Annotated in this window: 26 protein-coding genes and 1 tRNA gene; 16 read left to right on the top strand and 11 right to left on the bottom strand. The window is 68.6% G+C overall.

The annotated features are described in order from the left end of the window. Window positions 1-6: 6 nt before the first annotated feature. On the top strand, window positions 7-1467 hold the full coding sequence (locus tag AC069H_RS27165; RefSeq protein ID WP_478224331.1) for an MFS transporter: 1461 nt from the start codon (window positions 7-9) through the stop codon (window positions 1465-1467). Here AC069H_RS27165 and AC069H_RS27160 read toward each other — a convergent pair. Next, window positions 1428-2024, bottom strand: a complete 597-nt coding sequence (locus AC069H_RS27160) for a nitroreductase family protein (protein ID WP_478224332.1) — start codon at window positions 2022-2024, stop codon at window positions 1428-1430. The two genes, AC069H_RS27165 and AC069H_RS27160, sit on opposite strands and share 40 nt — an antisense overlap. Window positions 2025-2305: 281 nt before the next feature. Here AC069H_RS27160 and AC069H_RS27155 point away from each other — a divergent pair, with 281 nt between their 5' ends. The 4 genes from AC069H_RS27155 (at window position 2306) to AC069H_RS27140 (ending at window position 6383) form a co-directional block, all read left to right on the top strand. Beyond that, window positions 2306-3571, top strand: coding sequence for an aspartate kinase (locus AC069H_RS27155; protein ID WP_478224333.1), 1266 nt, complete (start codon window positions 2306-2308; stop codon window positions 3569-3571). After that, window positions 3571-4611, top strand: coding sequence for an aspartate-semialdehyde dehydrogenase (locus tag AC069H_RS27150; RefSeq protein WP_478234238.1), 1041 nt, complete (start codon window positions 3571-3573; stop codon window positions 4609-4611). Before AC069H_RS27155 ends, AC069H_RS27150 begins: the two co-directional genes overlap by 1 nt. Window positions 4612-4747: 136 nt before the next feature. Then, window positions 4748-5938: an RtcB family protein gene (locus AC069H_RS27145; RefSeq protein ID WP_478234237.1), complete on the top strand. Its 1191-nt coding sequence runs from the start codon at window positions 4748-4750 to the stop codon at window positions 5936-5938. Window positions 5939-6011: 73 nt separating this feature from the next. Further along, entirely contained in the window at window positions 6012-6383 is a 372-nt protein-coding gene (locus tag AC069H_RS27140; RefSeq protein WP_034314657.1) for a hypothetical protein, read from the top strand. A gap of 72 nt (window positions 6384-6455) precedes the next feature. On the opposite strand, the gene AC069H_RS27135 is transcribed toward AC069H_RS27140, so the two are convergent. Further along, window positions 6456-7598: an MFS transporter gene (locus AC069H_RS27135; RefSeq protein ID WP_478234283.1), complete on the bottom strand. Its 1143-nt coding sequence runs from the start codon at window positions 7596-7598 to the stop codon at window positions 6456-6458. Between the two features lie 208 nt (window positions 7599-7806). Between AC069H_RS27135 and AC069H_RS27130 the strand changes: the two genes are divergently transcribed. Continuing rightward, on the top strand, window positions 7807-9249 hold the full coding sequence (locus tag AC069H_RS27130; protein ID WP_478224337.1) for a catalase: 1443 nt from the start codon (window positions 7807-7809) through the stop codon (window positions 9247-9249). Between the two features lie 434 nt (window positions 9250-9683). Beyond that, on the top strand, window positions 9684-10214 hold the full coding sequence (locus AC069H_RS27125; RefSeq protein ID WP_478234236.1) for a hypothetical protein: 531 nt from the start codon (window positions 9684-9686) through the stop codon (window positions 10212-10214). Window positions 10215-10317: 103 nt separating this feature from the next. On the opposite strand, the gene AC069H_RS27120 is transcribed toward AC069H_RS27125, so the two are convergent. Beyond that, window positions 10318-11364, bottom strand: coding sequence for an alpha/beta hydrolase (locus AC069H_RS27120; protein WP_478234235.1), 1047 nt, complete (start codon window positions 11362-11364; stop codon window positions 10318-10320). A 148-nt stretch (window positions 11365-11512) separates the two neighbouring features. Between AC069H_RS27120 and AC069H_RS27115 the strand changes: the two genes are divergently transcribed. The 6 genes from AC069H_RS27115 to AC069H_RS27090 all read left to right on the top strand — a co-directional run bounded on the left by AC069H_RS27115 (window position 11513) and on the right by AC069H_RS27090 (window position 15579). Continuing rightward, window positions 11513-12088, top strand: a complete 576-nt coding sequence (locus AC069H_RS27115) for an NADPH-dependent FMN reductase (protein WP_478234234.1) — start codon at window positions 11513-11515, stop codon at window positions 12086-12088. A gap of 138 nt (window positions 12089-12226) precedes the next feature. Further along, window positions 12227-12649 carry an organic hydroperoxide resistance protein gene (locus AC069H_RS27110; protein ID WP_478224340.1) on the top strand — a complete coding sequence of 141 codons (423 nt, stop codon included), beginning with the start codon at window positions 12227-12229 and terminating at the stop codon, window positions 12647-12649. Between the two features lie 59 nt (window positions 12650-12708). Beyond that, window positions 12709-13185 (top strand): Dps family protein, encoded by a 477-nt coding sequence (locus AC069H_RS27105; protein ID WP_034314675.1) that lies wholly within the window; start codon window positions 12709-12711, stop codon window positions 13183-13185. Between the two features lie 136 nt (window positions 13186-13321). Next, on the top strand, window positions 13322-14695 hold the full coding sequence (gene gad, locus AC069H_RS27100; RefSeq protein ID WP_478234233.1) for a glutamate decarboxylase: 1374 nt from the start codon (window positions 13322-13324) through the stop codon (window positions 14693-14695). Between the two features lie 62 nt (window positions 14696-14757). After that, a complete protein-coding gene (locus tag AC069H_RS27095; protein WP_478234232.1) occupies window positions 14758-15384 on the top strand; it encodes a TIGR03085 family metal-binding protein in 627 nt (208 codons plus the stop codon). Between the two features lie 9 nt (window positions 15385-15393). Then, a complete protein-coding gene (locus tag AC069H_RS27090) occupies window positions 15394-15579 on the top strand; it encodes a 2-hydroxymuconate tautomerase (protein WP_478234231.1) in 186 nt (61 codons plus the stop codon). Between the two features lie 15 nt (window positions 15580-15594). On the opposite strand, the gene AC069H_RS27085 is transcribed toward AC069H_RS27090, so the two are convergent. Next, window positions 15595-17439, bottom strand: coding sequence for a S9 family peptidase (locus AC069H_RS27085; protein WP_478234230.1), 1845 nt, complete (start codon window positions 17437-17439; stop codon window positions 15595-15597). 39 nt (window positions 17440-17478) lie between these two features. On the opposite strand from AC069H_RS27085, the gene AC069H_RS27080 reads away from it, so the two are divergent. Continuing rightward, the gene (locus tag AC069H_RS27080; RefSeq protein ID WP_478224344.1) at window positions 17479-18171 is read left to right on the top strand and encodes a class I SAM-dependent methyltransferase; all 693 of its coding nucleotides are present in this window, start codon (window positions 17479-17481) and stop codon (window positions 18169-18171) included. A 395-nt stretch (window positions 18172-18566) separates the two neighbouring features. Here AC069H_RS27080 and AC069H_RS27075 read toward each other — a convergent pair. The 3 genes from AC069H_RS27075 to AC069H_RS27065 form a co-directional block, all read right to left on the bottom strand. Continuing rightward, window positions 18567-18640, bottom strand: a tRNA-Pro gene (locus tag AC069H_RS27075). A gap of 29 nt (window positions 18641-18669) precedes the next feature. Then, window positions 18670-19596 carry a metallophosphoesterase gene (locus AC069H_RS27070; protein WP_478234282.1) on the bottom strand — a complete coding sequence of 309 codons (927 nt, stop codon included), beginning with the start codon at window positions 19594-19596 and terminating at the stop codon, window positions 18670-18672. A gap of 285 nt (window positions 19597-19881) precedes the next feature. Continuing rightward, complete coding sequence (locus AC069H_RS27065; protein WP_478234229.1) at window positions 19882-22050, bottom strand: transglycosylase domain-containing protein; 2169 nt, start codon at window positions 22048-22050, stop codon at window positions 19882-19884. 350 nt (window positions 22051-22400) lie between these two features. On the opposite strand from AC069H_RS27065, the gene AC069H_RS27060 reads away from it, so the two are divergent. After that, window positions 22401-22718: a WhiB family transcriptional regulator gene (locus AC069H_RS27060; protein WP_005166974.1), complete on the top strand. Its 318-nt coding sequence runs from the start codon at window positions 22401-22403 to the stop codon at window positions 22716-22718. 63 nt (window positions 22719-22781) lie between these two features. Here the strand turns inward: AC069H_RS27060 and bagB are convergent, their stop codons facing one another. From bagB to AC069H_RS27040, 4 genes are all read right to left on the bottom strand, one after another. Further along, complete coding sequence (bagB, locus tag AC069H_RS27055; RefSeq protein WP_478234228.1) at window positions 22782-23912, bottom strand: ATPase BagB; 1131 nt, start codon at window positions 23910-23912, stop codon at window positions 22782-22784. Then, the gene (gene bagA, locus AC069H_RS27050; RefSeq protein WP_005166973.1) at window positions 23912-24916 is read right to left on the bottom strand and encodes an ATPase BagA; all 1005 of its coding nucleotides are present in this window, start codon (window positions 24914-24916) and stop codon (window positions 23912-23914) included. The genes bagB and bagA overlap by 1 nt, the downstream gene beginning before the upstream one ends. Window positions 24917-24938: 22 nt before the next feature. After that, window positions 24939-25187 (bottom strand): hypothetical protein, encoded by a 249-nt coding sequence (locus AC069H_RS27045; protein ID WP_478234227.1) that lies wholly within the window; start codon window positions 25185-25187, stop codon window positions 24939-24941. 161 nt (window positions 25188-25348) lie between these two features. Continuing rightward, complete coding sequence (locus tag AC069H_RS27040) at window positions 25349-26293, bottom strand: esterase/lipase family protein (protein ID WP_478234226.1); 945 nt, start codon at window positions 26291-26293, stop codon at window positions 25349-25351. 129 nt (window positions 26294-26422) lie between these two features. Here AC069H_RS27040 and AC069H_RS27035 point away from each other — a divergent pair, with 129 nt between their 5' ends. Beyond that, window positions 26423-26584 carry a Sp36 family protein gene (locus AC069H_RS27035; protein WP_005166970.1) on the top strand — a complete coding sequence of 54 codons (162 nt, stop codon included), beginning with the start codon at window positions 26423-26425 and terminating at the stop codon, window positions 26582-26584. Window positions 26585-26596: the final 12 nt, after the last annotated feature.

The following is a 26596-nucleotide window of genomic DNA, read 5'->3' as shown; positions in this document are numbered from 1 at the left end:
GAGGGCATGACACGACAGCACTCCCGGGCCTGGTTCGGCCTGCTGGTGATCCTCTGCCCGGTGTTCCTGGTCTCCATGGACGGGTCGATCCTGTTCCTCGCGATGCCCAGGATCAGCCAGGCGCTCACCCCCACGGCCGATCAGGCGCTGTGGATCCTCGACGTCTACGGCTTCGCGGTCGGCTCGCTGCTGATCGCGTTCGGCAATATCGGCGACCGGTACGGGCGGCTGAAGCTGCTGATGATCGGCGCCGCGGTGTTCGGCATCGGTTCGGCGGGCGCCGCGTTCGCCCCGAACCCGGAGCTGCTCATCACGTTCCGCGCCCTGATGGGGCTGGCGGGAGCGACGCTGCTGCCGTCCGCGCTGGCGGTGCTGAGCGAGCTCTTCCCCGACGCGCGACGCCGGGCGCGGGCCATCGGGATCTTCGCGGCCGCGTTCGCCGCCGGTTTCGCGATCGGCCCGGTCGTCGGCGGTGTCCTGCTGGAACGGTTCGCGTGGGGCTCGGTCTTCCTGGTCAACCTCCCGGTGATCGCGGTGTTCCTGGCGCTCGCGCCAGTGCTGCTGCGGGAGGTGCGGGCCACCGGGAAGGGACGCGTCGACGTGCTGAGCGTCGTGCTCTCCGCGGCCGGCCTGCTGCTCGCGATCTACGGGATCAAGCACGCGGCCGCCGACGGACTGTCCGTCACCGCGGTCTCCGCCGCCGTCGCCGGGGCGGGGCTGCTGGTGTGGTTCGCCCGGCGTCAGCGGGGTCTCGAGTACCCGCTGGTCGAGTTCTCCTTGTTCCGCGACCGTGTCTTCACGATCGCGATCGTCACCGGGCTGCTGCCGCTGGCGGCGTGGTCGGCGGCCGCGTACCTGTCGGGGATCCACTTGCAGTCCGTGCTCGGCCTGCCCGTGCTGCACGCGGCGCTGCTGGCGTTGCCGGGCGCGGCCGTGCTCACGATCATGTGCGTCGTCACGCCCGCGCTGGTCGACCGGATCGGCGCACGCGCGGCGCTGATCGTCTGCCACTTCTCCATCGCCGCCGGGCTCGCCCTGCTGCTCATGACCGGTGTCACGGGCGGAGCGGGCTGGTACGTCGCGTCGACGGTGGTCGCCGGCGTCGGCTACGGCATCTCGTTCAGCGTGGTGGCCGACACGGCCGTCGCCGCGGTGCCCGCCGCGCGCGCGGGAGCGGCGGGCGCGATCGCCGAAACGAGTAACGAGATCGGCAACGCGCTGGGGATCGCGCTCATGGGCTCGCTCGCCGCGCTGGTGTTCCGGCTGGCGGGCCCGGACCTCGCGCCGACACTCGGCGAAACCCTCGAGATCGCGCCCACAGCCGCTCTTGACGCGAAGGAGGCCTTCGTCGCGGGCCTCCACACCGCCGTCGCGGTGCTGAGCCTGCTGCACGTCGGGCTCGGCATTCTCGCCCTTCGCTGGCTCCCTCAGCCGTCGAAAGCGCTCGTGCCCCAGGCGTCGGCGTAGGCGAATTCAGCCAGCGGGACTCGCTCGCGCGGCGCCTTTTCGCGCTCGATGCGCCAGTCCTCTTCGAGCACCGAGGGGTCCGCGGGCGAGCCGACGGCGATCGCGACCTTCGGGACGACGTCGTCAGGGAGGCCGAAGAAGTCCTTCGCCGCTTCGGCGGAGAAGCCCGCCATCTGGTGCGCGATCAGGCCGAGGTCGACGGCCTGGAGCACGAGGTTCTCGCTCGCCAGCCCCAGCCCGTACTCGGCGTACGGGACTTCGCCCTTCTCGTTCGTGGTCACCATCACGCCGATCAGCAGCAGCCCGGCGCGATGGGCCCACGCCCGGTTGCCCGAGTTGAGCGTCGAGAGGATGCGGTCGAACGACGGCGTTCCCCGCAGGCCGACCAGGTAGCGGGCGGGCTGGGTGTTGCCGAACGACGGCGCCCAGCGGGCCGCTTCGAGCAGCGCGCGGAGCTGGTCTTCGGTGACGATCGCTGACTCGTCGTAGGCGCGCGGGCTCCAGCGGTGGGCCAGGATCGACGCGATCGGGGTACTCGTGTCGGCGGGTTTGTGCATGGCTCGGGAAGATACAGCGGAGCGGAGCTCCTCGTTCGAGGGTGGAGGCGGGGGCATGGATGGATAACAAGGGGTGCTCTCCGTCACTAAAGCGAAAGCCCTCCGACTATTTCGTTGGTGTTAAGGAAGATTTACTTCCAGGAGTCCTCGAAGTGGTGGTCAGGACCACTTACGAGGGTGGCGAGCGCGCGTCACCCCGGTAGGCTTTCGCCCAAATAAGGGACGCGGGGGCTCCTCGGTGCCCACCAGGAGCACGCCCGGCCCGTCGAGGAGGTTCGGGCGTGGCCCTCGTGGTCCAGAAGTACGGCGGTTCGTCGCTGGAAAGTGCCGACCGGATCAAACGCGTCGCGGAACGCATCGTCGCCACCAAGAAGGCGGGCAACGACGTGGTCGTCGTCTGCTCCGCCATGGGCGACACGACCGACGAGCTGCTCGACCTGGCTCAGCAGGTCAACCCGGCGCCGCCGGAACGCGAGATGGACATGCTGCTCACCGCGGGTGAGCGTATCTCCAACTCCCTGGTGGCGATGGCGATTTCGGCGCAGGGCGCGGAGGCCTGGTCGTTCACCGGCTCGCAGGCCGGTGTGGTGACGACGTCGGTGCACGGCAACGCGCGGATCATCGACGTCAGCCCCAGCCGGGTGACGGAAGCCCTCGACCAGGGCTACATCGCGCTGGTGGCCGGGTTCCAGGGCGTGTCGCAGGACACCAAGGACATCACCACCCTCGGCCGCGGGGGTTCGGACACCACCGCCGTCGCGCTGGCCGCCGCGCTGAACGCCGACGTCTGCGAGATCTACTCCGATGTGGACGGTGTGTACACCGCCGATCCCCGGGTCGTGTCCGACGCGCGCAAGCTCGACACCATCGCCTACGAGGAGATGCTGGAGCTGGCGGCGAGCGGGTCGAAGATCCTGCACCTGCGTTCGGTGGAGTACGCGCGCCGCTACGGCGTCCCGATCCGAGTCCGTTCTTCCTACAGTGACAAGCCGGGCACCACGGTGACCGGTTCTATCGAGGAGATCCCCGTGGAACAAGCGTTGATCACCGGTGTGGCGCACGACCGCTCCGAAGCCAAGATCACGGTGACCGGCGTGCCCGACACGACCGGTGCCGCCGCCCGGATCTTCCGCGTGATCGCCGACAACGAGATCGACATCGACATGGTGCTGCAGAACGTGTCCAGCACCGTCTCGGGCCGCACCGACATCACCTTCACCCTGTCGAAGGCCAACGGGGCCAAGGCCGTGCAGTCGCTGGAGAAGATCAAGGACGAGATCGGCTTCGAGTCGGTCCTCTACGACGACCACGTCGGCAAGGTGTCGCTCGTCGGCGCGGGGATGCGTTCGCACCCCGGTGTCACGGCGACGTTCTGCGAGGCGCTCGCCCAGTCGGGCGTCAACATCGAAATCATCAACACCTCGGAGATCCGGATCTCGGTGCTGATCCGGGACGCGCAGCTCGACGACGCGGTGCGCGCGATCCACGAGGCGTTCGAACTCGGCGGCGATGAAGAAGCCGTCGTCTACGCGGGGAGTGGTCGCTGATGCCGGAAGGTTTGCGGGTAGGCGTGGTCGGGGCGACCGGTCAGGTCGGCGGCGTCATGCGCCGTCTGCTGGCCGAACGGGGCTTCCCGGTCGCCGAAATGCGGTACTTCGCCTCGGCGCGGTCCGCCGGTTCGAAGCTTCCTTGGCGTGACGGGGAAATCGTCATCGAGGACGCGACGACCGCGGATCCGTCCGGTTTGGACATCGCGCTGTTCTCGGCCGGTGGCGCGACCTCCAAGGCACAGGCGGAACGGTTCGCCGCGGCCGGTGCCACGGTCATCGACAACTCGTCGGCGTGGCGGATGGACCCGGACGTCCCGCTGATCGTGAGCGAGGTCAACCCGGAGGCGATCAAGGAGGCGCGCAAGGGGATCATCGCGAATCCCAACTGCACCACCATGGCCGCGATGCCGGTGCTCAAGCCGCTGCACGCCGAAGCGGGTCTGGTGCGGCTGGTCGCCAGCACCTACCAGGCCGTGTCCGGCAGCGGGCTCGCCGGCGTGGAGGAGCTGGAAGGCCAGCTCGCCGCGGCGGCGGCGAACGCGGGCGCGCTGACCCACGACGGCGCGGCGGTGGACTTCCCCGAGCCGAAGAAGTACGCGCGGCCCATCGCGCACAACGTCCTCCCGCTGGCCGGGTCCATTGTGGACGATGGTCTGTTCGAGACGGACGAGGAGAAGAAGTTCCGCAACGAGAGCCGCAAGATCCTGAGCATCCCGGAGCTGCTGGTCTCGTGCACCTGTGTGCGGGTGCCGGTGTTCTCGGGGCACTCGATCTCGATCAACGCCGAGTTCTCGCAGCCGCTTTCGGTCGCCCGTGCGACCGAACTGCTGACCGGCGCCCCCGGCGTGGAGCTGTCGGACATCCCGACGCCGCTGCAGGCCGCCGGCCAGGACCCGTCGTACGTCGGGCGGCTACGGACGGACCCGGGCGTCGACGGCGGTCGTGGTCTGGTGCTGTTCCTGTCGAACGACAACCTGCGGAAGGGTGCGGCGCTCAACGCCGTGCAGATCGCGGAACTGGTCGCCGCGAACTCCTGACGCCTGCTTGCGCGTGAAGGCCCCCTTTCCTCGGCTGAGCCGAGGGAAGGGGGCCTTCACGTCGTAATTGCGTTGTCGAGGGCCTTCGGCCCGTGCATGCTCAAGGGCGGCAAAACGTTTCCACGAAGGGAAAATCATGTACACGGCGGTCGAAGGCTCGCGGGTTCCGATCCGGATGTGGGCAGACCCCACGTCGGTCGAGGACCAAGCCATGCGACAGCTGCACAACGTCGCCAACCTGCCGTGGGTGCACGGCGTCGCGGTCATGCCCGACGTCCACTACGGCAAGGGCGCGACCGTCGGCAGCGTGATCGCGATGCGCGACGCGGTGTCCCCGGCCGCCGTCGGCGTGGACATCGGCTGCGGGATGAGCGCGGTGCGGACCTCGCTCACCGCCACCGACCTGCCCGACGACCTGCTGAAGCTCCGCCGCCGGATCGAATCGGCCGTCCCGGTCGGGTTCGGCCTGCACAAGACCCCGGTGAACCCGGCGAAGGTGCACGGAGTCGGTGGCTGGGACGCGTTCTGGAAGTCCTTCGGCGACCTGCATCCCGGCGTCCAGGAGCTGCACGACCGCGCGTCGCGCCAGATCGGGAGCCTCGGTGGCGGCAACCACTTCATCGAGGTCTGCCTCGAACAGGGCGGCGAAGACGAAGGCCGCGTGTGGCTGATGCTGCACTCCGGTTCCCGCAACATCGGCAAGGAACTCGCGGAACGGCATATGGCCGTCGCGCGGAAGCTGCCGCACAACGCGGACCTGCCGGACCCGGATCTCGCGGTGTTCGTCGCGGGCACGCCCGAGATGCAGGCGTACCGGCGCGACCTGTTCTGGGCGCAGGACTACGCGGCGCGCAACCGCGCCACCATGGTCGCGCTCGTGAAGCAGGCGCTGAAGGACGTCGTGCCGCACACGACGTTCGACGACGCGATCAGCTGCCACCACAACTATGTCGCCGAAGAGACCTACGACGGCGTCGATCTTCTGGTGACCCGCAAGGGCGCGATCCGCGCGGGTTCGGGCGATCTCGGGATCATCCCGGGCAGCATGGGCACCGGTTCGTACATCGTGCGCGGTCTCGGGAACGAGTCGTCCTTCCAGTCCGCGTCGCACGGCGCGGGCCGCCGGATGTCGCGGAACAAGGCGAAGAAGCTGTACACCGCCGAGGACCTCGCCGCGCAGACCGCCGGCGTGGAATGCCGCAAGGACTCCGGTGTGGTGGACGAGATCCCGGCCGCGTACAAGGACATCGAAACGGTGATCAAGGCGCAGACGGATCTCGTCGAGGTGGTCGCGCACCTCAAGCAGGTCGTCTGCGTGAAGGGCTGAATTACCGGGCGGTTCGTGGGTGGTGGCCGGGGGAACCCGACATACCACCCACGAAATCGCTAGTCTTGACCGCATGAAGAGGTTGGGAATCGCGGCGCTCCTGGCGGCCGCCGGGCTCGCGCTGGCGGGCTGCAGCGAGGTCACGAACGCGGTCGATCAGACGAACAAGGCGGCGACGAAGGTCAGCGCCTGCGCCGAGGCGCTCAGCCTCGCCGACCTCAATCCGGACCCGGCGACGCTCAAGGAGCGCGCCGCGGACAAGGAGAAGCGCCTGCGTGAGCTGGCGGGCAGCGTCGGCGAGCAGAACGTGGCGGGTGCGCTCACCGGTATGGCCGACTCGTACCTGCAGGTGCAGAAGGAGAACATCCAGGACGCGGGCAAGGTCGCGGACTGGACCAAGCGCAACCTCGAGCAGCTGGAAGCCCTCCGGAAGGTCTGCGCCTAGCCCTGTTTCGCATTTCGTCCTCTGAATGCGGTAGTTGCGCGTGCAACGACCGCATTCAGAGGACGAAACGCATCAGGAGGAAGTGAGCGCGGGCACCTGGGCGGGGGGCCGGGAGCGGCGCCAGAACAGGCCGGCCGAAGCGATCGCCAGCGCGCCCAGCGCCGAGGCCGCGAAGCCCCAGCCGGGGCTGGAGTGGTCGATCACGAACCCGATGATCGGGCTCCCGATCGCCAGCCCGATCCGGCTGGCCGCGTCCAGCAGGCCCATCGCCTCCCCGCGCACGCGGGCGGGCGCCGCGGCGCTGACCGTCTCCGTGCTCGCCGCGAGCGTCGGCGCGCACAGCACGTTGCTCGGGAAGAGCACGATCGCCAGCAGCCACCACGGCTCGGCGATCAGCCCGGCCGGCAGGGTCAGCACCGCGAGCAGCACCATCAGCGTGCCCTGCGAAAGCGACCGCCGGACCGCGCCGTGGATCGCCCCGCCGAGGACCGACGCGACGCACATCAGCGTGATCAGCAGCCCGGACCAGGCGATGTCACCGCTCGCGCGCAGCGTCGCCAGCGCGGCGAGCTCCATGCCGACCAGGCAGAACAGCGCGCCCGCGGCGATGAACATCGCCATCACGAGCCGTCCGGTGAGCCAGCTCCGCACGGTCGGCCGCTCCCCGGTGAACACCTCGGCGTCGGCCTCGGCGCGGATCGGCGGGTTCTGCCGGTAGATCAGCGTCGCCGAAAGCGCGAAGCAGACCCCGATCCCGGTGAGCGCGTAGACCGCGGGCAGCTGAGTGATCGCCATGATCCCGGCCGACGGCCCGATCATGAACGACGCCTCCACCAGGATCGTGTCCAGCGAGTAGGCCGCCCGCCGTTGTTCGAGTGGCACGAGCGCGGTGAGCACCAGCCGCGCGAGCGTGCCGGCGGGCACCGACAGCACCCCCGCGGGGAGCGCGACCGCGAGCAGCACCTGATACGGCAGATGCGGCGCGCTGATCCAGAACGCCGACGAGGCCAGTCCGCAGATCGCGACCACCGGCCGCAGCCCGTAGCGGTCGACGTACCGGCCGACGAGCGGTGCCCCGATCGCGCTGCCGAGCGTGGTGGCGGCGCCGACCAGCCCGGCCGCGCCGTAGCCGCGGCCCAGGTCGTTGACCACGTACAGCGTCATCGTCACGCCCATGGCCGTCATCGGGAGCCGGGCAAGGAACATCAGCAGCATCGAGCTGGGAACTCCGGGCACGGCTAACACGCGACGATACGGAGCGAGGGCCATACGTCCGATGAGAACGTAACTTGGTACGCGCGTGCAAGTTTTTTTCGCGTTGCCCGGATCACCCGGTCCGGGGTGTTTTCTTGACTGATTCCAGATTAGACGAGAGGGTGGGGGAGGACTGACCGCTCACCACCACGAACCAGGAGGCACCGGCGTGACCCTGCCGACCACGAACAACGTGGGCATCCCCGTCGCGAGCGACAACGATTCCCTGACCGTAGGCGCCAACGGCCCGATCCTGCTCCAGGACCACTACCTGATCGAGAAGAACGCCCAGTTCAACCGTGAGCGGGTGCCGGAACGCGTCGTCCACGCCAAAGGCGGCGGCGCGCACGGCTTCCTCGAGGTCACGGAGGACGTCAGTCAGTTCACGAAGGCCGCGCTGTTCCAGCCGGGCGTGCGCACCGAGAGCCTGGTCCGGTTCTCCTCGGTCGCCGGGGAGAACGGCTCGCCCGACACGTGGCGCGACCCGCGCGGTTTCGCGGTGAAGTTCTACACCTCCGAGGGCAACTACGACCTCGTCGGCAACAACACCCCGGTGTTCTTCATCCGCGATCCGATCAAGTTCCCCGACTTCATCCACTCGCAGAAGCGCCGCGCCGACAACCATCTGCGCGACCACGACATCCAGTGGGACTTCTGGACGCTGCGGCCCGAGTCCGCGCACCAGGTCACCTGGCTGATGGGCGACCGCGGCATCCCGTCGAACTGGCGCGAGATGGACGGCTTCGGCTCGCACACCTATCTGTGGGAGAACGCGGGCGGCGAGAAGTTCTGGGTCAAGTACCACTTCAAGACCGACCAGGGCATCGGCTACCTCACGCAGGCCGACGCGGACCGGATCGCCGGCGAGGACTCGGACTACTACATCCGCGACCTGTTCAAGAACATCAAGCAGGGCAATCACCCCAGCTGGACGCTCTACGTCCAGGTGATGCCGTACGCCGAGGCCGCGGACTACCGCTTCAACCCGTTCGACCTGACCAAGGTGTGGCCGAAGGGCGACTACCCGCTGATCAAGGTCGGCCGCTGGGTACTCGACCGCAATCCGGCGAACTACTTCGCGGAGATCGAGCAGGCCGCGTTCGAGCCGTCCAATCTGGTGCCGGGCATCGGCCCGTCGCCGGACAAAATGCTGCAGGGCCGCCTGTTCGCGTACCCGGACGCCCACCGCTACCGGATCGGCGCGAACTACACGCAGTTGCCGGTCAACGCGCCGAAGTCCCCGGTGAACAGCTACTCGCGTGACGGCGCGATGCGCTACAACAACCCGGGCGACCCGGTGTACGCGCCGAACTCGTACGGCGGTCCGCACGCGAACGCGGAGATCGCCGCCGAGACCGCTTCGGGCTACGGCGTCGAGGACGAGGTCATCCGGTCGGCGTACAAGCTCCACGCCGAGGACGACGACTTCGGCCAGCCGGGCACGCTCGTCCGCGACGTGATGGACGACGCGCAGCGCGAGCGGCTCGCGAGCAACATTATCGGCCACGCCTCGAACGACGTCTCGCGCCCGGTGCTCGAGCGGGTCTTCGAGTACTGGCGGAACGTCGACAAGGACCTCGGCGACAAGGTCGCGGACGCCTTCCGCGAGTAAAGGACCTCTCCTGGAGAGGTTGCTCCCACCACGGAACGCCCCCGGTGCGCGCACCGGGGGCGTTTCCATGTCCCCACTCGCATGTGAAACCAGAAGAGGGCGTGACGTGCGTGGGGGACACCCCGAGTGGAGCAGTACGACACGCCTGTCCGACGGAGTGATGAAGCCAAACGATCACCGTTTACACCGCTGTGGGTGAACGAGCCGCACCACGGTGTCGACCGGTCACAGGTGGTCATAAATCGGCGGGAAAAGGATGATCTTCAGGGGGAGGCGCAAGATTTCGCCGTTAATCAATTGCGGGAGTCTTACCCGGGAATGAATCCGGCACGTAAGGGTTAGAAAAGTGTTCCAACCGGTGATCGGGTGGTGTTCGGCCGATACGGGGGGTATCGATTTACCTCGTCAGGTCCCAGAGGCCAGGAGGTAAGGGAATGAAAGGCAACATTGCCCGGACGATTGCCGCGGTCGCCGCAGGCAGTCTGTTGGCGGTGGCCTCGGCCGGCGCCGCTACGGCTGGCACCGATGGTGGGAAGGGCTCGTCGAACACACAGGCGCTCGCCGCGCAGGTGCTGCAGATGCGAGACGGCCTCACCAAGGTGGCCTACGCCGGCGACGTCGCCAAAACGCGGGCGGACTTGGACAAGCTCAGCCCCGTCCTCGGTGACATCGCCGCGGGCAAGCGCTACCAGATCCAGACCGAAACGCAGAAGCTTGGCGACCTGGCCCAGGGCCGTTCCGTCGAGTCCAGCAGGCTGCTGGCCGACCCGACGGCGAAGGCGCGACAGCTGCCGCCGCTGCCGGTGCCGATCCCCTCGCTCCCGGACCTTCCCGGACCGCTGAAGATCGTCAGCGACCTGGTGAAAGCCCTGCTCGCGGCCGTGACCGGCATTCTCGGTGGCCTGCTCGGCGGACTCCCTGTCCCGCCGCTGCCGGTCCCGCCCGTACCGCTTCCCACACCCTAGAAGGAGACCGGGAGTCGTCAGGGTTCGCCGTGCAGGGCGGCGGGCCACGATATGGGGGCCGGAGCCCGAGTGGGGACATTTCTCCTCACTCGGGCTCTGGCTTTCACTTCGGCGCGAGACCCAGCCGCAAGGCTCCCGCCGCTTCGGCCGTCGCCTCACGGAACCGCCGTCCGACGCCGAGGAAGTTGATGTACCCGTGGATCAGATCCGGCTGGCGGCTGAGCGCCACCGGAACACCCGCTTTCCGCAATTTCTCCGCGTAGGCCTCGCCCTCGTCGCGCAGCGGATCGAAACCGGCCGTCGCGATATACGCGGGCGGCAATCCGGAAACGTCACCGTGCAGCGGCGACAGTTTCGGGTTGTACAGATCGGTGCCCTTCGGCACGTAATGTCCCTCGAACCACGTCATATCCGTGTCGGTCAGGAACAGATCCTCCGCGAACAATTCCCGGGAGCGGCGGCGCACGGTGAAATCGGTCGCCGGGTAGAACAGCAGCTGGAACGCCGGGACCCCGCCGCCGCGTTTCACTGCCCGCTGCGCGGTCACCGCGGCGAGGTTCCCACCGGCGCTGTCACCGCCGACGGCGATGCGCGCCGGGTCTGCGCCCAGGTCCCGCGCTTTCGCGAAGGCGTACTCGAACGCCGCGATCGCGTCTTCGGTGGCGCCGGGGAAGCGGGTCTCCGGCGCGAGCCGGTACTCCACCGAAAGAACCCGCACACCCGCCTGTTTCGCCAGGTAGCGAACGGTGTTGTCGTGGGAGACGCGGCTGCCGACCACCCAGCCACCGCCGTGGAAGAACACCAGTAGCCCGGACGGATCCGGCAGCCCGGCCGGCGTGTAGAGCGTGGCGGGCACGTCGCCGTCACCCGTGGGGATGAGCAGTTCCCTGGTGGCGACCGGTTCGATCGTCGGCCCGCTGACCAGGTGCCTGCTCGCCAGGAGCATGGTGCGCGACTCTTCGACGGTCCCTCGCACCAGCGACGCCTTCGCCAGCTTCTGCAGGCGGAGCAGGAGCTGGGCGTCCAGCGCGAGTTCCTGTCCGTCCAGGCGGAGGGGCGGTCCCGCGATGGCCCGTCTGACCGGCTTCGGGAGCCAGAACGCAAGCTGCGAAAACGCGGCCTCGGCACGGATCTGGAGCGGTATCGCCATGCTTCCTCCTGAGGGCTTCCCGTCAGGTTACTTTCGAGTAGGTATGCCGTCCAGCGGGGAACGGGGCGGTTGAGGCGAACGGGTGTGACGCAGGCCTCCGTTTCAGATCCTGGTCCTCCACTTAAGTAGAGGGGCTAGCCTCGAAAGCGTGACTTCGACGAACGCGGTGCATGTCCTCGGGATCGGCGGCTCTCTGCGGGAGGGCTCGCAATCCGAGCGTGCGCTGCGCATCGCGCTCGGCGCCGCGTCCGAAGCCGGAGTCACCACCGAGCTGATTCCCGGGCCCGAGCTGGTGTTGCCGTTCTACGACACCGCGCTGGGGGAGCGGCACGAGCGAGCCACCCGGCTGGTCGAGGCGATCCGCCGCGCCGACGGGATCGTCGTCGTCTCGCCCGGCTACCACGGCGCGCTGTCCGGCCTGGTGAAGAACGCCCTGGACTACGCCGAAGACCTGCGCGACGACACCCGTCCGTATCTCGACGGCCGCGCGGTCGGCCTCGCCGCCGTCGCGTACGGCTGGCAGGCCGCGGTCACCACGTTGGAGCAGCTGCGCACGATCACGCACGCGCTGCGCGGCTGGGCCACCCCTTTGGGTGGTTCGATCAACACCGCGGAGACCAAGTTCGACGAAGCCGGCGGCGCCTCGGACGAGAAGAGCGTCCGCACGCTTCGCCTGATCGGAAGCCAGGTCGCCGAGTTCGCGCTGAGTCGCGCCGGTCACTAGTCGTTTGCTCCGGTCGTCGTCCGGGTAATTCCCGGACGTGACGCCTGCCATGGGGTGGCAAGGTTTCGCGGTTGCGGGATGTTGACACCGAAGAGACGCTCAACGGGGCGTGTCTTGAGACCAGGAGGTAGGCGAAGAATGGCTGAGGCTCTGTACACCGCTGTGGCCACCGCTCGCGGCGACGGCCGCAACGGTGAGGTCACGTCCTCTGACGGCGTCATCGACGAGTCGCTGGCGATCCCGAAGGAGATGGGCGGGCCGGGCGGGGACAAGACCAACCCCGAGCAGCTCTTCGCCGCCGGCTATTCCGCCTGCTTCCACTCCGCGTTGCAGCTCGTCGCGCGCCAGGCGAAGGTGACGCTGGACGGCTCCACCGTGACCGCCGAGGTCAGCGTGCTCAAGCAGGGCGAGGGCTTCGGTCTCGGCGTGGCGCTCAAGGTTTCGCTGCCCGGCCTGGAGCAGGCGCAGGCCGATCAGCTCGTCGAGCAGGCGCACCAGGTGTGCCCCTACTCGAACGCGACCCGCGGCAACATCGAGGTCGTACTGTCCGCGACGGTCTGATCCCGTCCGCGGCAGAGGTCCATTCCCGAACCGACTGATTTCCGAAAGGAAGACCGAAGATGGGCAAGTCTCCGATCAAGAGTCCGCTGAGCGACGCCGACAAGGAGATCACCGGTAACGCCTTGCAGGCCACTCTGGTCGATCTGGTGGATCTGTCGCTGATCGCGAAGCAGGCTCACTGGAACGTCGTCGGCGCGAACTTCCGCAGCGCGCACCTGCAGCTCGACGAGCTGGTCGCCACCGCGCGCCAGTACGTCGACGAGGTCGCCGAGCGCGCCAACGCCATCGGCATCTCGCCGAACGGCCAGGCGAAGGCCGTCGTGGAGAGCTCCGGACTGCCGGACTACCCCGACAACTGGCAGTCCGTCGAGTCCACGGTCGCCGCGATCGTCGACATCCTCGCGGCGCTGATCGAGCGGCTGCGCAAGCGCATCGACGAGACCGACAAGAGCGACCTGGTCACGCAGGATCTCCTCATCGAGATCACCCAGGAACTCGAAAAGGCGCACTGGATGTGGCAGGCGCAGCAGGCCTGACCTGACCTCTCTCGCCGCTCTCGCGTGCAATGAAGGGGCCTTTCATAGCAAAATTTGCTATGAAAGGCCCCTTCATTGCACTTGGCGGAGGGTGAGTCCGAGTGCCGGTTCCACGCTGCCGGGCTACGTTCGATCCATGGTGCTGCACAAGGGAACCGCGTCCGATCCGGACCGCAAGGGCGGGGCCAACCCGCTGCACGCCGGCGCGTATCCCGCGCTCGCCGCGAACATCCGCCTCCCGCACGACAGCCTCGCCGAGGACCCGCTCCCGCCCGACGCCGCGCTCCAGCTGGTGCGCGACGAGCTGATGCTCGACGGCAATGCCCGGCTGAACCTCGCCACGTTCGTCACCACGTGGATGGAGCCGCAGGCCCGCGAGCTGATGGCCGAATGCGTCGACAAGAACATGATCGACAAGGACGAGTACCCGCAGACCGCGGAACTCGAACGGCGCTGCGTGAACATCCTCGCAGATCTGTGGCACGCGCCTGATCCCGCCGCGATCATGGGCTGCTCCACGACCGGTTCGTCGGAAGCCTGCATGCTCGCCGGGATGGCGCTGAAACGCCGCTGGTCGAAACTGGGCCGCACCGGGAAGCCGAATCTGGTGATGGGCGCGAACGTCCAGGTCTGCTGGGAGAAGTTCTGCGAATACTGGGAGGTCGAGCCGCGGCTGGTGCCGATGGACGGCGACCGTTTCCACCTCACCGCCGACGAGGCGATCGCCCGCTGCGACGAGAACACGATCGGCGTCGTCGCGATCCTCGGGTCCACGTTCGACGGCAGCTACGAGCCGGTCGCCGAGATCGCGGCCGCGCTCGACGGCCTGGCGGAACGCTCCGGCTGGGACATCCCGGTGCACGTCGACGGCGCTTCGGGCGCGATGATCGCGCCGTTCCTCGACCCCGGGCTGAGCTGGGATTTCCGCCTGCCGAGGGTGGCGTCGATCAACACCTCCGGGCACAAGTACGGCCTGGTCTACCCCGGCGTCGGCTGGGTGGTGTGGCGCGACAAGGAGGCGTTGCCGGCAGAACTCGTCTTCAACGTCAACTACCTCGGTGGAGACATGCCGACTTTCGCCTTGAACTTCTCCCGTCCCGGCGCCGAGGTGGCCGCGCAGTACTACACGTTCGTCCGGCTCGGCCGCGAAGGTTTCCGTGCCGTGCAACAGGCTTCGCGTGACGTCGCGACCCAGCTGGCGGACGGGATCGCCGGACTGGGCCCCTTCCAACTGCTGACGCGAGGCGATCAGCTGCCCGTGTTCGCCTTCACGACGAAGGCGGATGTAGAGGGCTTCGACGTCTTCGACGTGTCACGGCGGCTTCGTGAGCGTGGCTGGCTTGTCCCGGCGTACACGTTCCCGGACAACCGGACCGATCTCGCGGTGCTGAGGATCGTGGTGCGCAACGGTTTCACGCACGACCTCGCCGATCTGCTGCTCGCCGATCTCCGGCGGCTGCTGCCCGAGCTCGATCACGGCCCGCGACCGCGGACCGCGTTCCATCACTGAGCCGGGTGCCCTGCGTCACGCCGGATTTCCCCGCGCCCTACCGGCGCGTAACGTCGTGGGGTATGGGAGTCGCCGGAGACGAACGTCGTGCGTTGAGCGAGCTTTTCGAAGAGGTCGGCCCGGACGCGCCGACCCTGTGCGCGGGCTGGAAGACGCGGGATCTCGCGGCGCATCTGCTGGTCCGCGAGCGGCGGCCCGACGCGGCGCCCGGCATTCTGGTCCCTGCGCTGGCGTCGTACACCCAGCGAGTGCAGGACTCCTACGCCGCGCGACCCTGGTCCGAGGTCGTCGGCAAGGTCCGGTCCGGCCCCGCCTGGTACTGGCCGACGTCGATCGCCGCGCTCGACGAGCTGGCGAACAGCGCGGAATTCCTGATCCACCACGAGGATGTCCGGCGCGGACAGCCCGGCTGGGAACCGCGTCCGGCGGACTCCGCGCGGGATGCGGCTGCCTGGAAGTCGGCGAAGCAGGCCTCGAAGCTGAACCTGCGGAAATCACCGGTCGGCGTGATCCTGAAGACCCCCGAAGGCCGCGAAGCGCGGGTGAAGGAAGGCCCGGACACGGTGACCGTGATCGGCTCGCCGCTCGAACTGCTGCTGTTCGTCTTCGGCCGCGACGCCGTCCGTCTCACCTTCGAGGGCGACGCCTACGCCGTCGACCGTCTGCGGAAGCACGATCGCGGGCTCTAGAGTCCGTTCATGCCGATGATCAGTGTTTCGATGTTCCCCGGCCGCACGGCCGAACAGAAGCAGGCCCTCGTGCGCGAGGTGACCGACGCCTTCGTCCGCACCTGCGGCGGCAAAGCCGAAGGCGTCTGGGTGACGATCAACGAGATTCCCGCCGAACACTGGGCGTCCGGCGGGACTCTCTTCTCCGAGCACTGACCTCGCTCGCCGGGGTCAGCGAAGCCCGACCGCCCGCAGCGCGAAGAACACCTCGATCGCGGTCTGCTTGATCGTCTCGGCGATCACCAGCGACCCGTGGCCCGCGTCGAACCGGTAGAACTCGAACGGGATCTCCCGCTTCGCGAGCCTGTCGAGGTAGTTCTCGACCTGCCGGATCGGGCAGCGCGGGTCGTTGTCCCCGGCGAGCACCAGCACCGGCGCCGTCACGGCTTCGACGTAGGTGATCGGCGAGCATTCGCGGTACACCGCCGGCACCGTCTCCGGCGAACCGCCGAACAGCGCCCTGTCGAACGAGCGGAGCTGCTCCATCTCGTCCTCGTACGCGGCGACGTAGTCCGCGACAGGCACTCCGGCGATCCCCGCCGCCCAGCGCGCCGGCTGGGTGCCCAGAGCCAGCAGGCTCAGGTACCCGCCCCACGAAGCGCCGTTCACCACGCATTTGGCCGGATCCGAAAGTCCACTTTGGACGGCCCAGTCGTGTACGGCGGCGACGTCTTCGAGTTCGGTCAGGCCGGGACGGCCTTCGATGGCGTCACGCCAGGCCGAGCCGTAGCCGGTCGAACCGCGGTAGTTGACCTCGACGACGGCGAATCCCGCGTCGAGCCACACGGCGCGGTACGCGGAGAAGCGGTCCTCGTCGGCCGAATGCGGCCCGCCGTGCAAGGAGAAGACCGTGGGCAGCGGACCTTCCGGCGCGTCGGCCGGGCGCGAGACGAGTGCGTGGATCCGCCCGCCGATCCCGTCGACGAACGCGTCGGTGACCGGTGCCGATCCCGGGGCGCGCTCGCCCGGCGGTTCGAGGAGCACCGAGTCTTCGCCGTCCGCCGTCCGTGCGCGCACGGACGGCGGCTGCGCGGCACTGGACCACGAGTACTCGACGATGCCGTCGGGCCGCACTCCCGCGCCGCCGATCCGGCCGGGTGGGGTGTCCAAAGAGGACAATTCGCCACTGGCGAGGTCGTAGTGGTGGAGGGAACTGCGGCCTTGGTGGAAGTGGACGACCAGCAGCGCCCGCGCGTCCTGGTACCAGCCCGCGACCACCTCGCCGGGCAGGTCCAGCTCGATCTCCTGCTCGGTGTCCGCGGCGGTGTCCCAGATCAGGAGCTCTTCGCGACCGCGCCGCTCGTGCAGCACCAGCAACCGCTGGTCGCCCGCGACCGGGGAGAACTCCAGCGCGCCGAGGCCCTTGCCCTCGCCGTCCCATTTGTCGGCGACCGTCGTGAAGCCGTCGGTCGACAGGACGCGAAGCGCGGGGTGTCGTGAATCACCGTGCTCGGAGTGGGAGATCACGAGCAGCGACTCGTCGCGGGACAGTGACGCGACCCCGGCGTCGTCCTCGTGCTTGTAGAAGGACGCGGTTTCGCCGTCGATATGGGCGAAGAGCTCGCTGCCGTCGTCGGTCGAGACGCCGACGGCGACCACCTTGGTGCCGATTTCGAGCCCGGCTGGGTAGCCGTCGTGGACGCCCGGCACCGCGCGCTCGGCGGCTGCCCCCGGCGCGAACGGTTCGCGGACCCAGGAGCCGAATTCGTCGCCGTCGGTGTCGTTGAACCACCAGATCCAGCGGCCGTCGGGGGATGGGGTCGTGTGCATGGTGCCGTTGGGCCGGTCGGTGACGCGGCGGTGCTCACCGGTCGACCGGTCCCAGGAGTAGACCTCCCACACGCCGCTGGCGTTGGAAACGTAGACGTTGGCGTCCGGGGCGTCGATGGCCCATTCGGGCACCGAGATGCGCGGCGCGCGGAAGCGGGCCCGCCACCTGGCCTCGGCTTCGGCGTCGTCGAACAGGCGGTCCGGGACCACCGCGGACGGATATTCAGTGCCTGGCTGCGTGCTCACCCCTCGATCCTGCCACTCCGGAGCCGTACTGTGTGCGGGGTGCTGGAGGGAAACGCGCCGCGCGCCGCGGTGTCCGCGCGGTTCGCGCGTCAGGCGGTCGAGCGGGCCGTGTTCGCGCAACCGCTGTTCGGACCGGGGATGGGGTGCGTCGACGTCGGCTGCGGGCCGGGTTCGATCACCCTCGGTATCGACAACGGGCACAGAAAGTCCACAGTGGACTTTTTGGTGGCGGAGGCGTGCGCGCTGCCGTTCGCCGAGGCTTCGGTGGACGTGGTCTTCGCGCACGCCGTCTTCGAACATCTGAAGGAGCCGGGCGCCGCGCTGGCGGAGCTCCGGCGGATCCTCAAACCGGGCGGCACGCTCGCACTGTCCACATCGGACTGGAGCCGGGCTCGGCTGCGGCCGAAGACGGCGAACGTCGACGCCGCCCTCCGCGGTCACTATCTGCTGTGCCGCCGCGCGGGCGGTGACCCGTTCGCCGGACGCTCGCTGCCCGCCGCGGTCACGGCCGCCGGTTTCACCGACGTGCGAACGAAAATCCGCTACCGCACGGACACGACATACCGGGCGCTGGCGACCTCCGTGGAGGCGCGGCTGGTGACGGCGCTGGAAACCGCGACGACCCCGGACCGCGATCAACTCGCTTCGGCGGCCCGCTCGGCCTGGTCGTGGGCGCGCTCGGGCGATGGGGATTTCGCCCAGTGCTGGACCGAGCTCCTCGCCACCCGCTGAGGCCTTTTCGGTGCCTCCCTCTCTGGTGTCCCCAATGTGGCACAGGGGACGTTGAGTGTCCCCAATGCCACATTGGGAACCCTTGGGCCTCGGCGCGCCCTCGGCTGTCCACAGACGCTCACCGTTGTGGGCAACCAGCCCCGCCGCCCCCTCTTTCGGCCAGCCCCGACGCCCCTCGCCGATAGACTGGCCTCGGGGTCGCCCCCTGGGAGTGGCGGGGGCTGGCCGGTGGTCGGCGCCTTTCGCGTGGGCCTTCTGGTGCGCCGGTGATGCGTGTCCTGAAGGGGGCCTTTGGGACATCGAGCGTCTCAAAGGAACCTTCAGGACACCTCTGGGGTCCCGCAACGCGAAAGAGCCTTGCTCGCCAAAGCGAGCAAGGCTCTTTCGATCCAACGTCGGGGTGGCGGGATTCGAACCCACGACCTCCTCGACCCGAACGAGGCACGCTACCAAGCTGCGCCACACCCCGGGGTACTGCTTAACGGGTCGTGGAGAAGTCTAGCGGACGGTGTTCCGGGCTTTGCGGGGGGCCGCGTTCCGGTGATTGTCGCTGGTCGTACCCCGTGGGACGAGGGTCAGCAGGCTCGCTTCGGGAGGGCACGCGAAGCGCGCGGGAGCGTACGGCGAGGTGCCGAGCCCGGCGGAGACGTGAAGCCACATCTGGGCGCCCCATCGGGACGCACCGCGGGCGCGGGTGCGGTCGAGTTCGCAGTTGGTGACGAGCGCGCCGTAGCCGGGGACGCGGAGTTGCCCGCCGTGGGTGTGCCCCGCGAGGACGAGGTCGTAGCCGTCGCCGGCGAACTCGTCGAGAACGCGGGGCTCCGGCGAATGCGTGACGCCGATGCGTACGGCGGCCGCGGTGTCCACCGGGCCGGCGATGTCGGCATAGCGGTCGCGGTGGAGATGCGCGTCGTCGACGCCGGCGGTGAACACGTACTGGTCGGCGACCTCGATGGTGCGGCGGACGTGGGTGAGGTCGTGCCAGCCGTGTTCGACGAAGGCCGCGCGGAGGTCGCGCCATGGCAGGTGCTCGCCGTGGATGCGCTTCTTCTTGCCCTTCGGCATGAGGTAGCGCGCGGGGTTCTTCGGTTTCGGCGCGTAGTAGTCGTTGCTCCCGAAGATGAACACGCCGGGCCGGTCGAGCAGGGGGCCGAGCGCGCGCAGTACGGACGGGACGGCCTGATGATGTGACAGGTTGTCACCGGTGTTGACGACGAGGTCCGGTTCGAGTTCGTCGAGCGCCGCTACCCAGCGTTGCTTGCTCACGTGACCGGGCAGCATGTGCAGGTCCGAGATGTGGAGGATCGTGAAGGGTTTCGCCCCTGCCGCGAGGACCGGGAGCTCCGCGGTGCGAAGCGTCCACCGGCGCCTTTCGATTCCGACCGCGTAACCGAGGGTCGCGGCTCCCAGGGCGACGGTTCCCACGGCCAAGCGCCGTACCGTCGCCCCCGAAGTGTTTTCGTTACTGAGCGTGCTCACAATGTCCAGTTTACGTGCTCTTCGGTGGTGACCGTTCGCCCCCATTCCGGCGATCTCGGTAAATCGCTGGAATGGCCTCTTTTCTTCACCTTCCGTGGTCGGCGCGGGGTGTCGCGATCAACCGACATGATCTCGTCGACCACTGTTCCCCGTTAGGCCGCCAGCCGCTCACTCAAAGTTAGATTTGTGTGACTCATCGTGATTTGCGCTGGTGAACGCGGCCGTTGCGGATCAGCGTCCGCCGCCCATGTACTTCGGGTCCGGCTGCGGCAGCGGCAACGGTTCCTGGCCTTCGAGAATCTTCGACATCGCCCCGAACCAGGTCTGCGCCGGCGTCTTCCCGCCGAACATGTTTTCGCAGCCGCGAGTGGTCACGTTACCCGGGCCGAGGTAGCAGAGACCGCCGTTTCCACCCTTCGGACGGAACACCATCGCGGCGCCCGCGAGCTGCGGCGTGGCCCCGAGGTACGTCCCCGAGCCGTTGCTCTGGGTGGTCCCGGTCTTGCCCATCACCGGCCGGTTCCACCGGGCACCGTTCGCGGCGCCGAACGACGTCCCGCCGGGCTGACTGTCCCTGCTCATGCCGACCGCGAGGGTGTTGGCGAGCCCTTCGGGCACCACCTGCTCGCAAGCGGCTTCCTTGACGGGTACCGGCTTTCCGTCCCGGTCGGTGACACCGGCCAGCGGGGTCGGCGGGCACCAGACGCCGCCGCTCATGATCGTGGCGCCGACGTTCGCCAGCTCCAGACCGCTCAGCGGGGCGGGGCCGAGGGTGAACGACGCGTTTCCGGGCCAGCCGGGCCTCGGGCCGAAGGCCTGGAGCTGACTGGCGTTGACGCCGGGATTGTCGGACTTCGGGTCGACGGCGCCACCGCCGAGGTTGCTGGCCATGGTGTCGCGCATGCCGAGTTTGCGCGCCATCTCCACGATCGGGCCGGTGCTGCCGACCCGCTCCTCCAGTGCCACGAACGCGGTGTTCGGCGAGGTCGCCAGTGCCTGCTGCAGTGACATGGTCCCGCCCGCCGGGTTGTAGTCGCCCGCGTTGCCGAGGCAGTACCAGCGCGAGCGCAACGGCGGCCCGGTCGGGGCGCACTTGTTCCCACCACCGGCGAACACGTGGGAGGTGTAGAAGTCGGGCACCGGCAGGGGAGAGTTGATCCCTGCCACACCGGCCTCCAAGGCCGCGGCGGCGGTGAAGACCTTGTACGCCGAGCCGGCGCCGCCCGTGTTGTAGACGCCGGAAGGCAACGCGAAGGTCGTCTGCCCCTGGTCTTCGTGGAGCCCGTAGTCACGGTTCGCCGCCAGCGCCACGACTTCGTGCCGCTGCTTGCCCGGTTTCACCAGCGAGAGCGTGTTCGCCACGTTGTCCTGGGTCTTCTTGACCTGGGCTTCGGCCGACATCTTGGCTTCGTGGTTCGCCCGTTCGTCCAAAGTGGTCTTGATCTGGTAGCCGCCGGTGTAGAGGTCGTCCTTCGTCATCCCGGACTTGAGGAGGTAGTCCTCGACGTACTGGCAGAAGAAACCGTTCTCCGGACCGGCGCCGGTGCAGTTCGAAGCGGGCTTCTGCGGGCCGCCCTCGACGACGCCGAGCGGCTCGGCCTTGAAGCGTTCCGCGTCCACCTTCGCGAGCTTCTGGTTGTCGACCATGCGGTCCAGCACCAGGTTGCGGCGCTCGGTCGCCTTCGCCGGGTTCTTCCACGGGTCGTTGACGATCGGGTTGTTCACCAGACCGGCCAGCAGCGCCGCCTGCGGCACCGTGAGCTTCTCGACGGGCGTGTTGAAGTACGCGTTCGCGGCCGCGCCGACGCCGTAGATCTCGCGCGAGAACTCGACGACGTTCAGGTAGCCGGTCAGGATCTGCATCTTGTTCAGCTTGGTTTCCAGCTGGATCGCGATCCGGGCTTCCTTCAGCTTCCGGGCGACCGACTGCTCCTGTGCGCGCTTCTGCCCCGGCTTGTCGTCCCGGTAGACGACGTTGATCAGGTAGTTCTTGACGTATTGCTGGGTCAGCGTCGACGCGCCCTGCGTGTCGCCGCCGGTGCTGTTGCTGACCGCGGCGCGCAGCGTGCCCTTCCAGTCCACCCCGTTGTGCTCGTAGAAGCGCTTGTCCTCGACCGAGATCAGCGCCCACTTCATGGCGTCGTTGATCTGGGTCTCGCTCGTCGGGATGCGGAACTGCTTGTACAGCGTCGCGATCTGCTTGCCGGTGTTGTCGGTGATCGTCGTCACCAACGGCGGCGGGATGTCCGCCAGGTCCGAAGATGTCTTGTCGACGGTCTCGCTCGCCTGGTTCGACAGCACCCCCGCGGCGCCCGCCACCGGGAACAACATCCCCGCGACCAGCACCCCCGCGAGCACACACAGGCCAATGAGCTTCAGCAGACCGTCCGTTTTGCGCACGCGGACCAGGGTACGCGGATCCCGTTAGCCCACCGTGACGTCACCTCGCTGTAAGTGGGGATTCGGTCACGAAATCGACCCCATGAGGTGACGTTCGGTAACGCCAGGCATTCTAGGGCTTGGCGGGGGGAACCGAGGGCCCCTACAGTCCGTCAACGTCTCACGTATGAAAAAGCCGACAGACGGGTGAGTGCGAGCGGCAGTCGCATTCGGCCGAACGGAGGCACCGGCACCGGGGAGGTGTCGGCTCAACCGACGTGAGCACACAGGGAGACACGCTCATGGGGGCAGGAGCGCAGGCTTTTCGTCCTCCCGTGGTGTGTCGAACACCAGGGTAGGGAGCTGGGGGTATGGAAACCAACCAGTCGAGCTGGCGAGTCAATGCGTCGTGCCGCGACACCGATCCGGACGGTTTGTTCGTCCGGGGGGCGGAACAGAACCGGGCCAAGGCGGTCTGCCTCGGTTGCCCGGTCAGGACGGAATGCCTCGCCGAAGCGCTCGATGGCCGGATCAACTTCGGCATCTGGGGAGGTATGACCGAACGGGAACGGCGGGCGCTGCTGCGGCGGCGGCCGGACGTTTCCAGCTGGGCGGACCTGCTTGAAGCGGCGAAGCGCAGTTTCACCGGGATCGACGAAGAGGAAGACGTACGCGTCCGAGTCTCGTGATCATGGTTTCGTGAAGGACCCCTTCCCTGAGTCCAAGGTAGGGAAGGGGTCCTTCACGGAAACTCAGGACTGGGTGGCCAGCCTGGTCCCGATGTCGCGCAGGCCTTCGAGATCGTGCACGTCACTGGGGAGCGCGGGCACCCGCACCAGCGGGACCTCGGGATGCGCCCGCGTGAACCTGGCGAGCAGCCGCGTCTCTCGATCGGCCAGCGCGACCCGGTCCGCGTGCAGGCGAAGGACGGCTTCGGCCAGCGGAGCGCTGGCCTCGCCCTTCGCGAGCTGCTCGGCCGCGGCGATGGCTTCGGCACTGGACAACGGCGCCAGCACCGGGTGCGTCCGGTTCGCGACCAGCCCGGCCAGCGGCATGCTCTCTTCCGAGAGCCGCTCCACGAAGTAGGACGCCTCGCGCAGCGCGTCCGGCTCCGGCGCGGCCACGACAAGGAAAGAAGTGCCGCCGGACCGCAGCAGCTCGGAGGTCTTGCGCGCGCGTTCGCGGAACCCGCCGAACATGCTGTCGAAGGCCTGCATGAACGCCGAAGCATCGGTCAGCAACTGGCCGCCGATGATCGTCGAGACCGCCTTCGCGAACATCGAGAACCCGGCGTTGACGACCTTGCGCAAGCCCCAGCCGCCCGCCTTGGCGGGACCGGTGAGCAGCCGGATCATCCGGCCGTCGAGCGCGCTGGAAAGCCGCGTCGGCGCGTCGAGGAAGTCCAGCGCGGACCGGCTCGGCGGCGTGTCGACGATGATCAGATCCCACTCGTCGGTGGCCGCGAGCTGCCCCAGCTTCTCCATCGCCATGTACTCCTGCGTTCCGGAGAACGAAGTGGAAATGGTCTGGTAGAAGGGGTTCTGGAGCAGCTGCTCGGCGCGTTCCGGGCCGGCGTGCACGCGCACCATGTCGTCGAAGGTGCGGCGCATGTCGAGCATCATCGCCCAGAGCTCGCCCTTGGGCTCGAAGCCTTCGACCCGCACCTGCTTCGGGTGGTTGCCCAGTTCCCGCAGGCCGAGCGCCTGCGCCAGCCGCCGGGCCGGGTCGATGGTGAGCACCACCGTCTGCCGCCCGCGTTCGGCCGCGCGCAACGCCAGCGCCGCCGCGGTGGTCGTCTTGCCGACCCCGCCGGACCCGCAGCACACGATGACCCGGCTCTCCGGATCGTCGATCAGCCTGTCGACCTCCAAGACGTCCGACATCAGCGCACCCCCTGCTCGGTCAGCGCTTCGGCGAGGTCGTAGAGCGCCGCGACGTCGACCCCGTCGGTCAGGTCCGGCAGTTCGAGACCCGGCAAGTCCGCTTCGGACAGTTGCTCGCGGGCGCGTTGCTCGGCCGCGACCCGCACGGCGTGCTCGACGGTTTCCTCGACCAGCGCGTCGAGGGTGCTGTCGGGCAGGTTCAGCCCGGCCGACGCGAGCCCGGCGCGGACGCGCGAGGCGTCGACGCGGCCGTCCGCGGCGGCGGTCACCGAACGGGCGGGCAGCCGCGGCGGGCGAACCCGGTTGACCAGGACCGCGCCGGGGCGCAGGTCGGCGCCGTCGAGTTCGGCGACCGCTTCGACGGTCTCCCGCACCGGCATCTCTTCCAGCAGCGTCACCAGGTGGACCGCGGTCTCACCGGAGTGCAGCAGGCGCACGACCCCGTCGGCCTGGCCGCGGATCGGGCCGGTCTTGGCGAGATCGGTCAGTGCCTTGGTGACGTCGAGGAACTTCACCACCCGGCCGGTGGGCGGCGAGTCGACGACGACGGCGTCGTAGGTGTGGCGGCCGTCCGATTCGGTGCGGCCGACACATTCCTTGATCTTCCCGGTGAGCAGGACGTCGCGCAGACCCGGCGCGAGCGTGGTCGCGAACTCGATCGCGCCCATCCGCCGCAGCGTCCGCCCCGCGAAGCCGAGGTTGTAGAACATCTCGAAGTACTCGAGGAGCGCGGCCTCGACGTCGATGTGCAGGGCGCGCAGTTCGCCGCCGCCGGGAACGGCCGCGATGCGCTGCTCGGCGTACGGCAGCGGCTCCGTGTCGAAGAGCTGGGCGATGCCCTGGCGGCCCTCGACCTCGATCAGCAGCACCCGGCGTCCGCCCTTGGCGAGCGCGAGGCCGAGGGAGGCGGCGAGCGTTGTCTTGCCCGTCCCGCCCTTACCGGTGACGAAATGCAGCCTGGCTCTCGCGAGTTCGTCGGTCCAGCCGGCAAGGGGTGTGCTCACCGGCCCCACCCTAATTGAGCGGTCAGCTCGCCAGCATCATGACGCCGAGCGCGGCCACGACCACCGCGACGACGCCCCAGGTCAGAGCGCCGGGCAGGACCGTGAGCATCACCACACCGAGCAGCAGGAGGGCCACCAAGGCCACAGCGCCGGTGATCGCGACCGTCGCCGAGCGGTCCGTGCGGTCCCGTGCCTTCGCCATCAGGACCAGCACCAGCGGCAGCCCGGCCGCGGCGAGCAGGACGGTCGCGACCACACGCCAGGTCTCCACGGGCCCAGCCTAGTGCGCGTCACACGCGTGCTCGGGCACCGAACTCGCGTGCTTGAGCCCGGAACTCGCGTGCTTAAAGACGGATCACGCGAGTTCCGCCCTCAAGCACGTGAGTTCCGTCTTCAAGCACGCGAGTTCGGGATTCGAGCACGCCAGGTCGGTCAGCTCCCGATGGGGGTCGCGGGCACGCAGGGGACCGGCTTCGCGTGCGCAGGGTCCAGCGCGTTGAGGACATGCCCGGCCGCGTTGCGGTCGGCGGCGACCCCGGCGTGCTCGGCCAGGTCCAGCACGCAACTGTCCTGAAGCACGATGTTCTTCACGTTCGGCCCCTTGCCCATCCCGCTCGTGTACGGGACGACGGCCTCGTCGTACCGGGTCATGATGTTCGTGTAGGTCACGCCCGGCTGGAAGACGCCGTTGCCCGACCGCAGCTTCGTGAGGAATTCCGAGCCGCGCAGGAACTGGCGGCAGGAGCCGCAGAGCGGGTCGAGGATGCCGTTGAAGCCGGTCGCGAGCCCCAGCGCGCCGGCGAGCGCGTAGAGACGCGAGGCGCCGAACAGGGTCGTGCCGTCCCAGAGCGGGGTCAGGCTGACGTACTTGTCCACTTTGGACGCCCCGCCGAGGAACTTCACGTAATAGGAAGGCATCAGCGTGCCTTCGGAATGCCCGAGGAGGTCCACCTTGGCCGCGCCGGTCGCGCCGAGCACCTTGTCGACGAACGCCGAAAGCTCCTTCGCGCTCTGCTCCATCGGCAGGAGGCCGCCGGGCTGGTAGACCGGCAGCGGCTTCCCGGGGACCCCGTAGGTCAGGGAGAAGACGCAGTACCCGTTGTTCTTGAGCAGTGGGGCGAACGTCTGCCAGTTCACCGTCTGGTTGGCGCTCAGGCCGTGGGTGAGCACCACCGGATTCGGGTGGGCCTCGCCCGGACGGCAGCCGAAGTCGTTCGAGCCGGGCGGCGGGCCGCCGGGATTCGCCGCCTGCGCGGGCAGTGCCGCGGCGAGGGTCCACGGGACGGGGAGTTCCTCGTCGGCGTTCGCCGGTGAAGCGCAGATCAGGGCAAGGGCCGCGGCCAGGAAGGTGGCGGCGAGGGACTTCGTCGTCCGCATGTCGGCGTCCTATCTACTCCCGAGTAGGTGTGAAGTGAAACACATCGGCGGGAATTCGGCGAACCGGTCGCGAGAGGGTTTTCCGCATGTGTGTCGGGCGCGCTTGCCGGTTTGGCTACGCTCCCGGGCATGAGCGCCACCAAGTGGGAGTACGCGACCGTCCCCCTGTTGATCCACGCCACCAAGCAGATCCTCGACCAGTGGGGTGAGGACGGCTGGGAGCTCGTCACCGTGCTCCCGAACCCGACCGGCGAGCAGCACGTCGCCTACCTCAAACGAGCGAAGAACTGAGGGATTGAAGTC

It is taken from the genome of Amycolatopsis sp. NPDC043887 (assembly GCF_056435665.1).
The sequence above is the reverse complement of the archived record's forward strand: the minus strand, read 5'-3'. Positions and strand labels throughout refer to the sequence as shown.

What these genes read in the sequence shown, in the direction of transcription:
- AC069H_RS27165 (WP_478224331.1), top strand. Translation starts at nt 7, where the DNA reads ATGACACGACAGCACTCCCGGGCCTGGTTCGGCCTGCTGGTGATCCTC.
- AC069H_RS27160 (WP_478224332.1), bottom strand. Translation starts at nt 2,024, where the DNA reads ATGCACAAACCCGCCGACACGAGTACCCCGATCGCGTCGATCCTGGCC.
- AC069H_RS27150 (WP_478234238.1), top strand. Translation starts at nt 3,571, where the DNA reads ATGCCGGAAGGTTTGCGGGTAGGCGTGGTCGGGGCGACCGGTCAGGTC.
- AC069H_RS27145 (WP_478234237.1), top strand. Translation starts at nt 4,748, where the DNA reads ATGTACACGGCGGTCGAAGGCTCGCGGGTTCCGATCCGGATGTGGGCA.
- AC069H_RS27140 (WP_034314657.1), top strand. Translation starts at nt 6,012, where the DNA reads ATGAAGAGGTTGGGAATCGCGGCGCTCCTGGCGGCCGCCGGGCTCGCG.
- AC069H_RS27135 (WP_478234283.1), bottom strand. Translation starts at nt 7,598, where the DNA reads ATGCTGCTGATGTTCCTTGCCCGGCTCCCGATGACGGCCATGGGCGTG.
- AC069H_RS27125 (WP_478234236.1), top strand. Translation starts at nt 9,684, where the DNA reads ATGAAAGGCAACATTGCCCGGACGATTGCCGCGGTCGCCGCAGGCAGT.
- AC069H_RS27120 (WP_478234235.1), bottom strand. Translation starts at nt 11,364, where the DNA reads ATGGCGATACCGCTCCAGATCCGTGCCGAGGCCGCGTTTTCGCAGCTT.
- AC069H_RS27110 (WP_478224340.1), top strand. Translation starts at nt 12,227, where the DNA reads ATGGCTGAGGCTCTGTACACCGCTGTGGCCACCGCTCGCGGCGACGGC.
- AC069H_RS27105 (WP_034314675.1), top strand. Translation starts at nt 12,709, where the DNA reads ATGGGCAAGTCTCCGATCAAGAGTCCGCTGAGCGACGCCGACAAGGAG.
- gad (WP_478234233.1), top strand. Translation starts at nt 13,322, where the DNA reads ATGGTGCTGCACAAGGGAACCGCGTCCGATCCGGACCGCAAGGGCGGG.
- AC069H_RS27095 (WP_478234232.1), top strand. Translation starts at nt 14,758, where the DNA reads ATGGGAGTCGCCGGAGACGAACGTCGTGCGTTGAGCGAGCTTTTCGAA.
- AC069H_RS27090 (WP_478234231.1), top strand. Translation starts at nt 15,394, where the DNA reads ATGCCGATGATCAGTGTTTCGATGTTCCCCGGCCGCACGGCCGAACAG.
- AC069H_RS27060 (WP_005166974.1), top strand. Translation starts at nt 22,401, where the DNA reads ATGGAAACCAACCAGTCGAGCTGGCGAGTCAATGCGTCGTGCCGCGAC.
- bagB (WP_478234228.1), bottom strand. Translation starts at nt 23,912, where the DNA reads ATGTCGGACGTCTTGGAGGTCGACAGGCTGATCGACGATCCGGAGAGC.
- AC069H_RS27040 (WP_478234226.1), bottom strand. Translation starts at nt 26,293, where the DNA reads ATGCGGACGACGAAGTCCCTCGCCGCCACCTTCCTGGCCGCGGCCCTT.
- AC069H_RS27035 (WP_005166970.1), top strand. Translation starts at nt 26,423, where the DNA reads ATGAGCGCCACCAAGTGGGAGTACGCGACCGTCCCCCTGTTGATCCAC.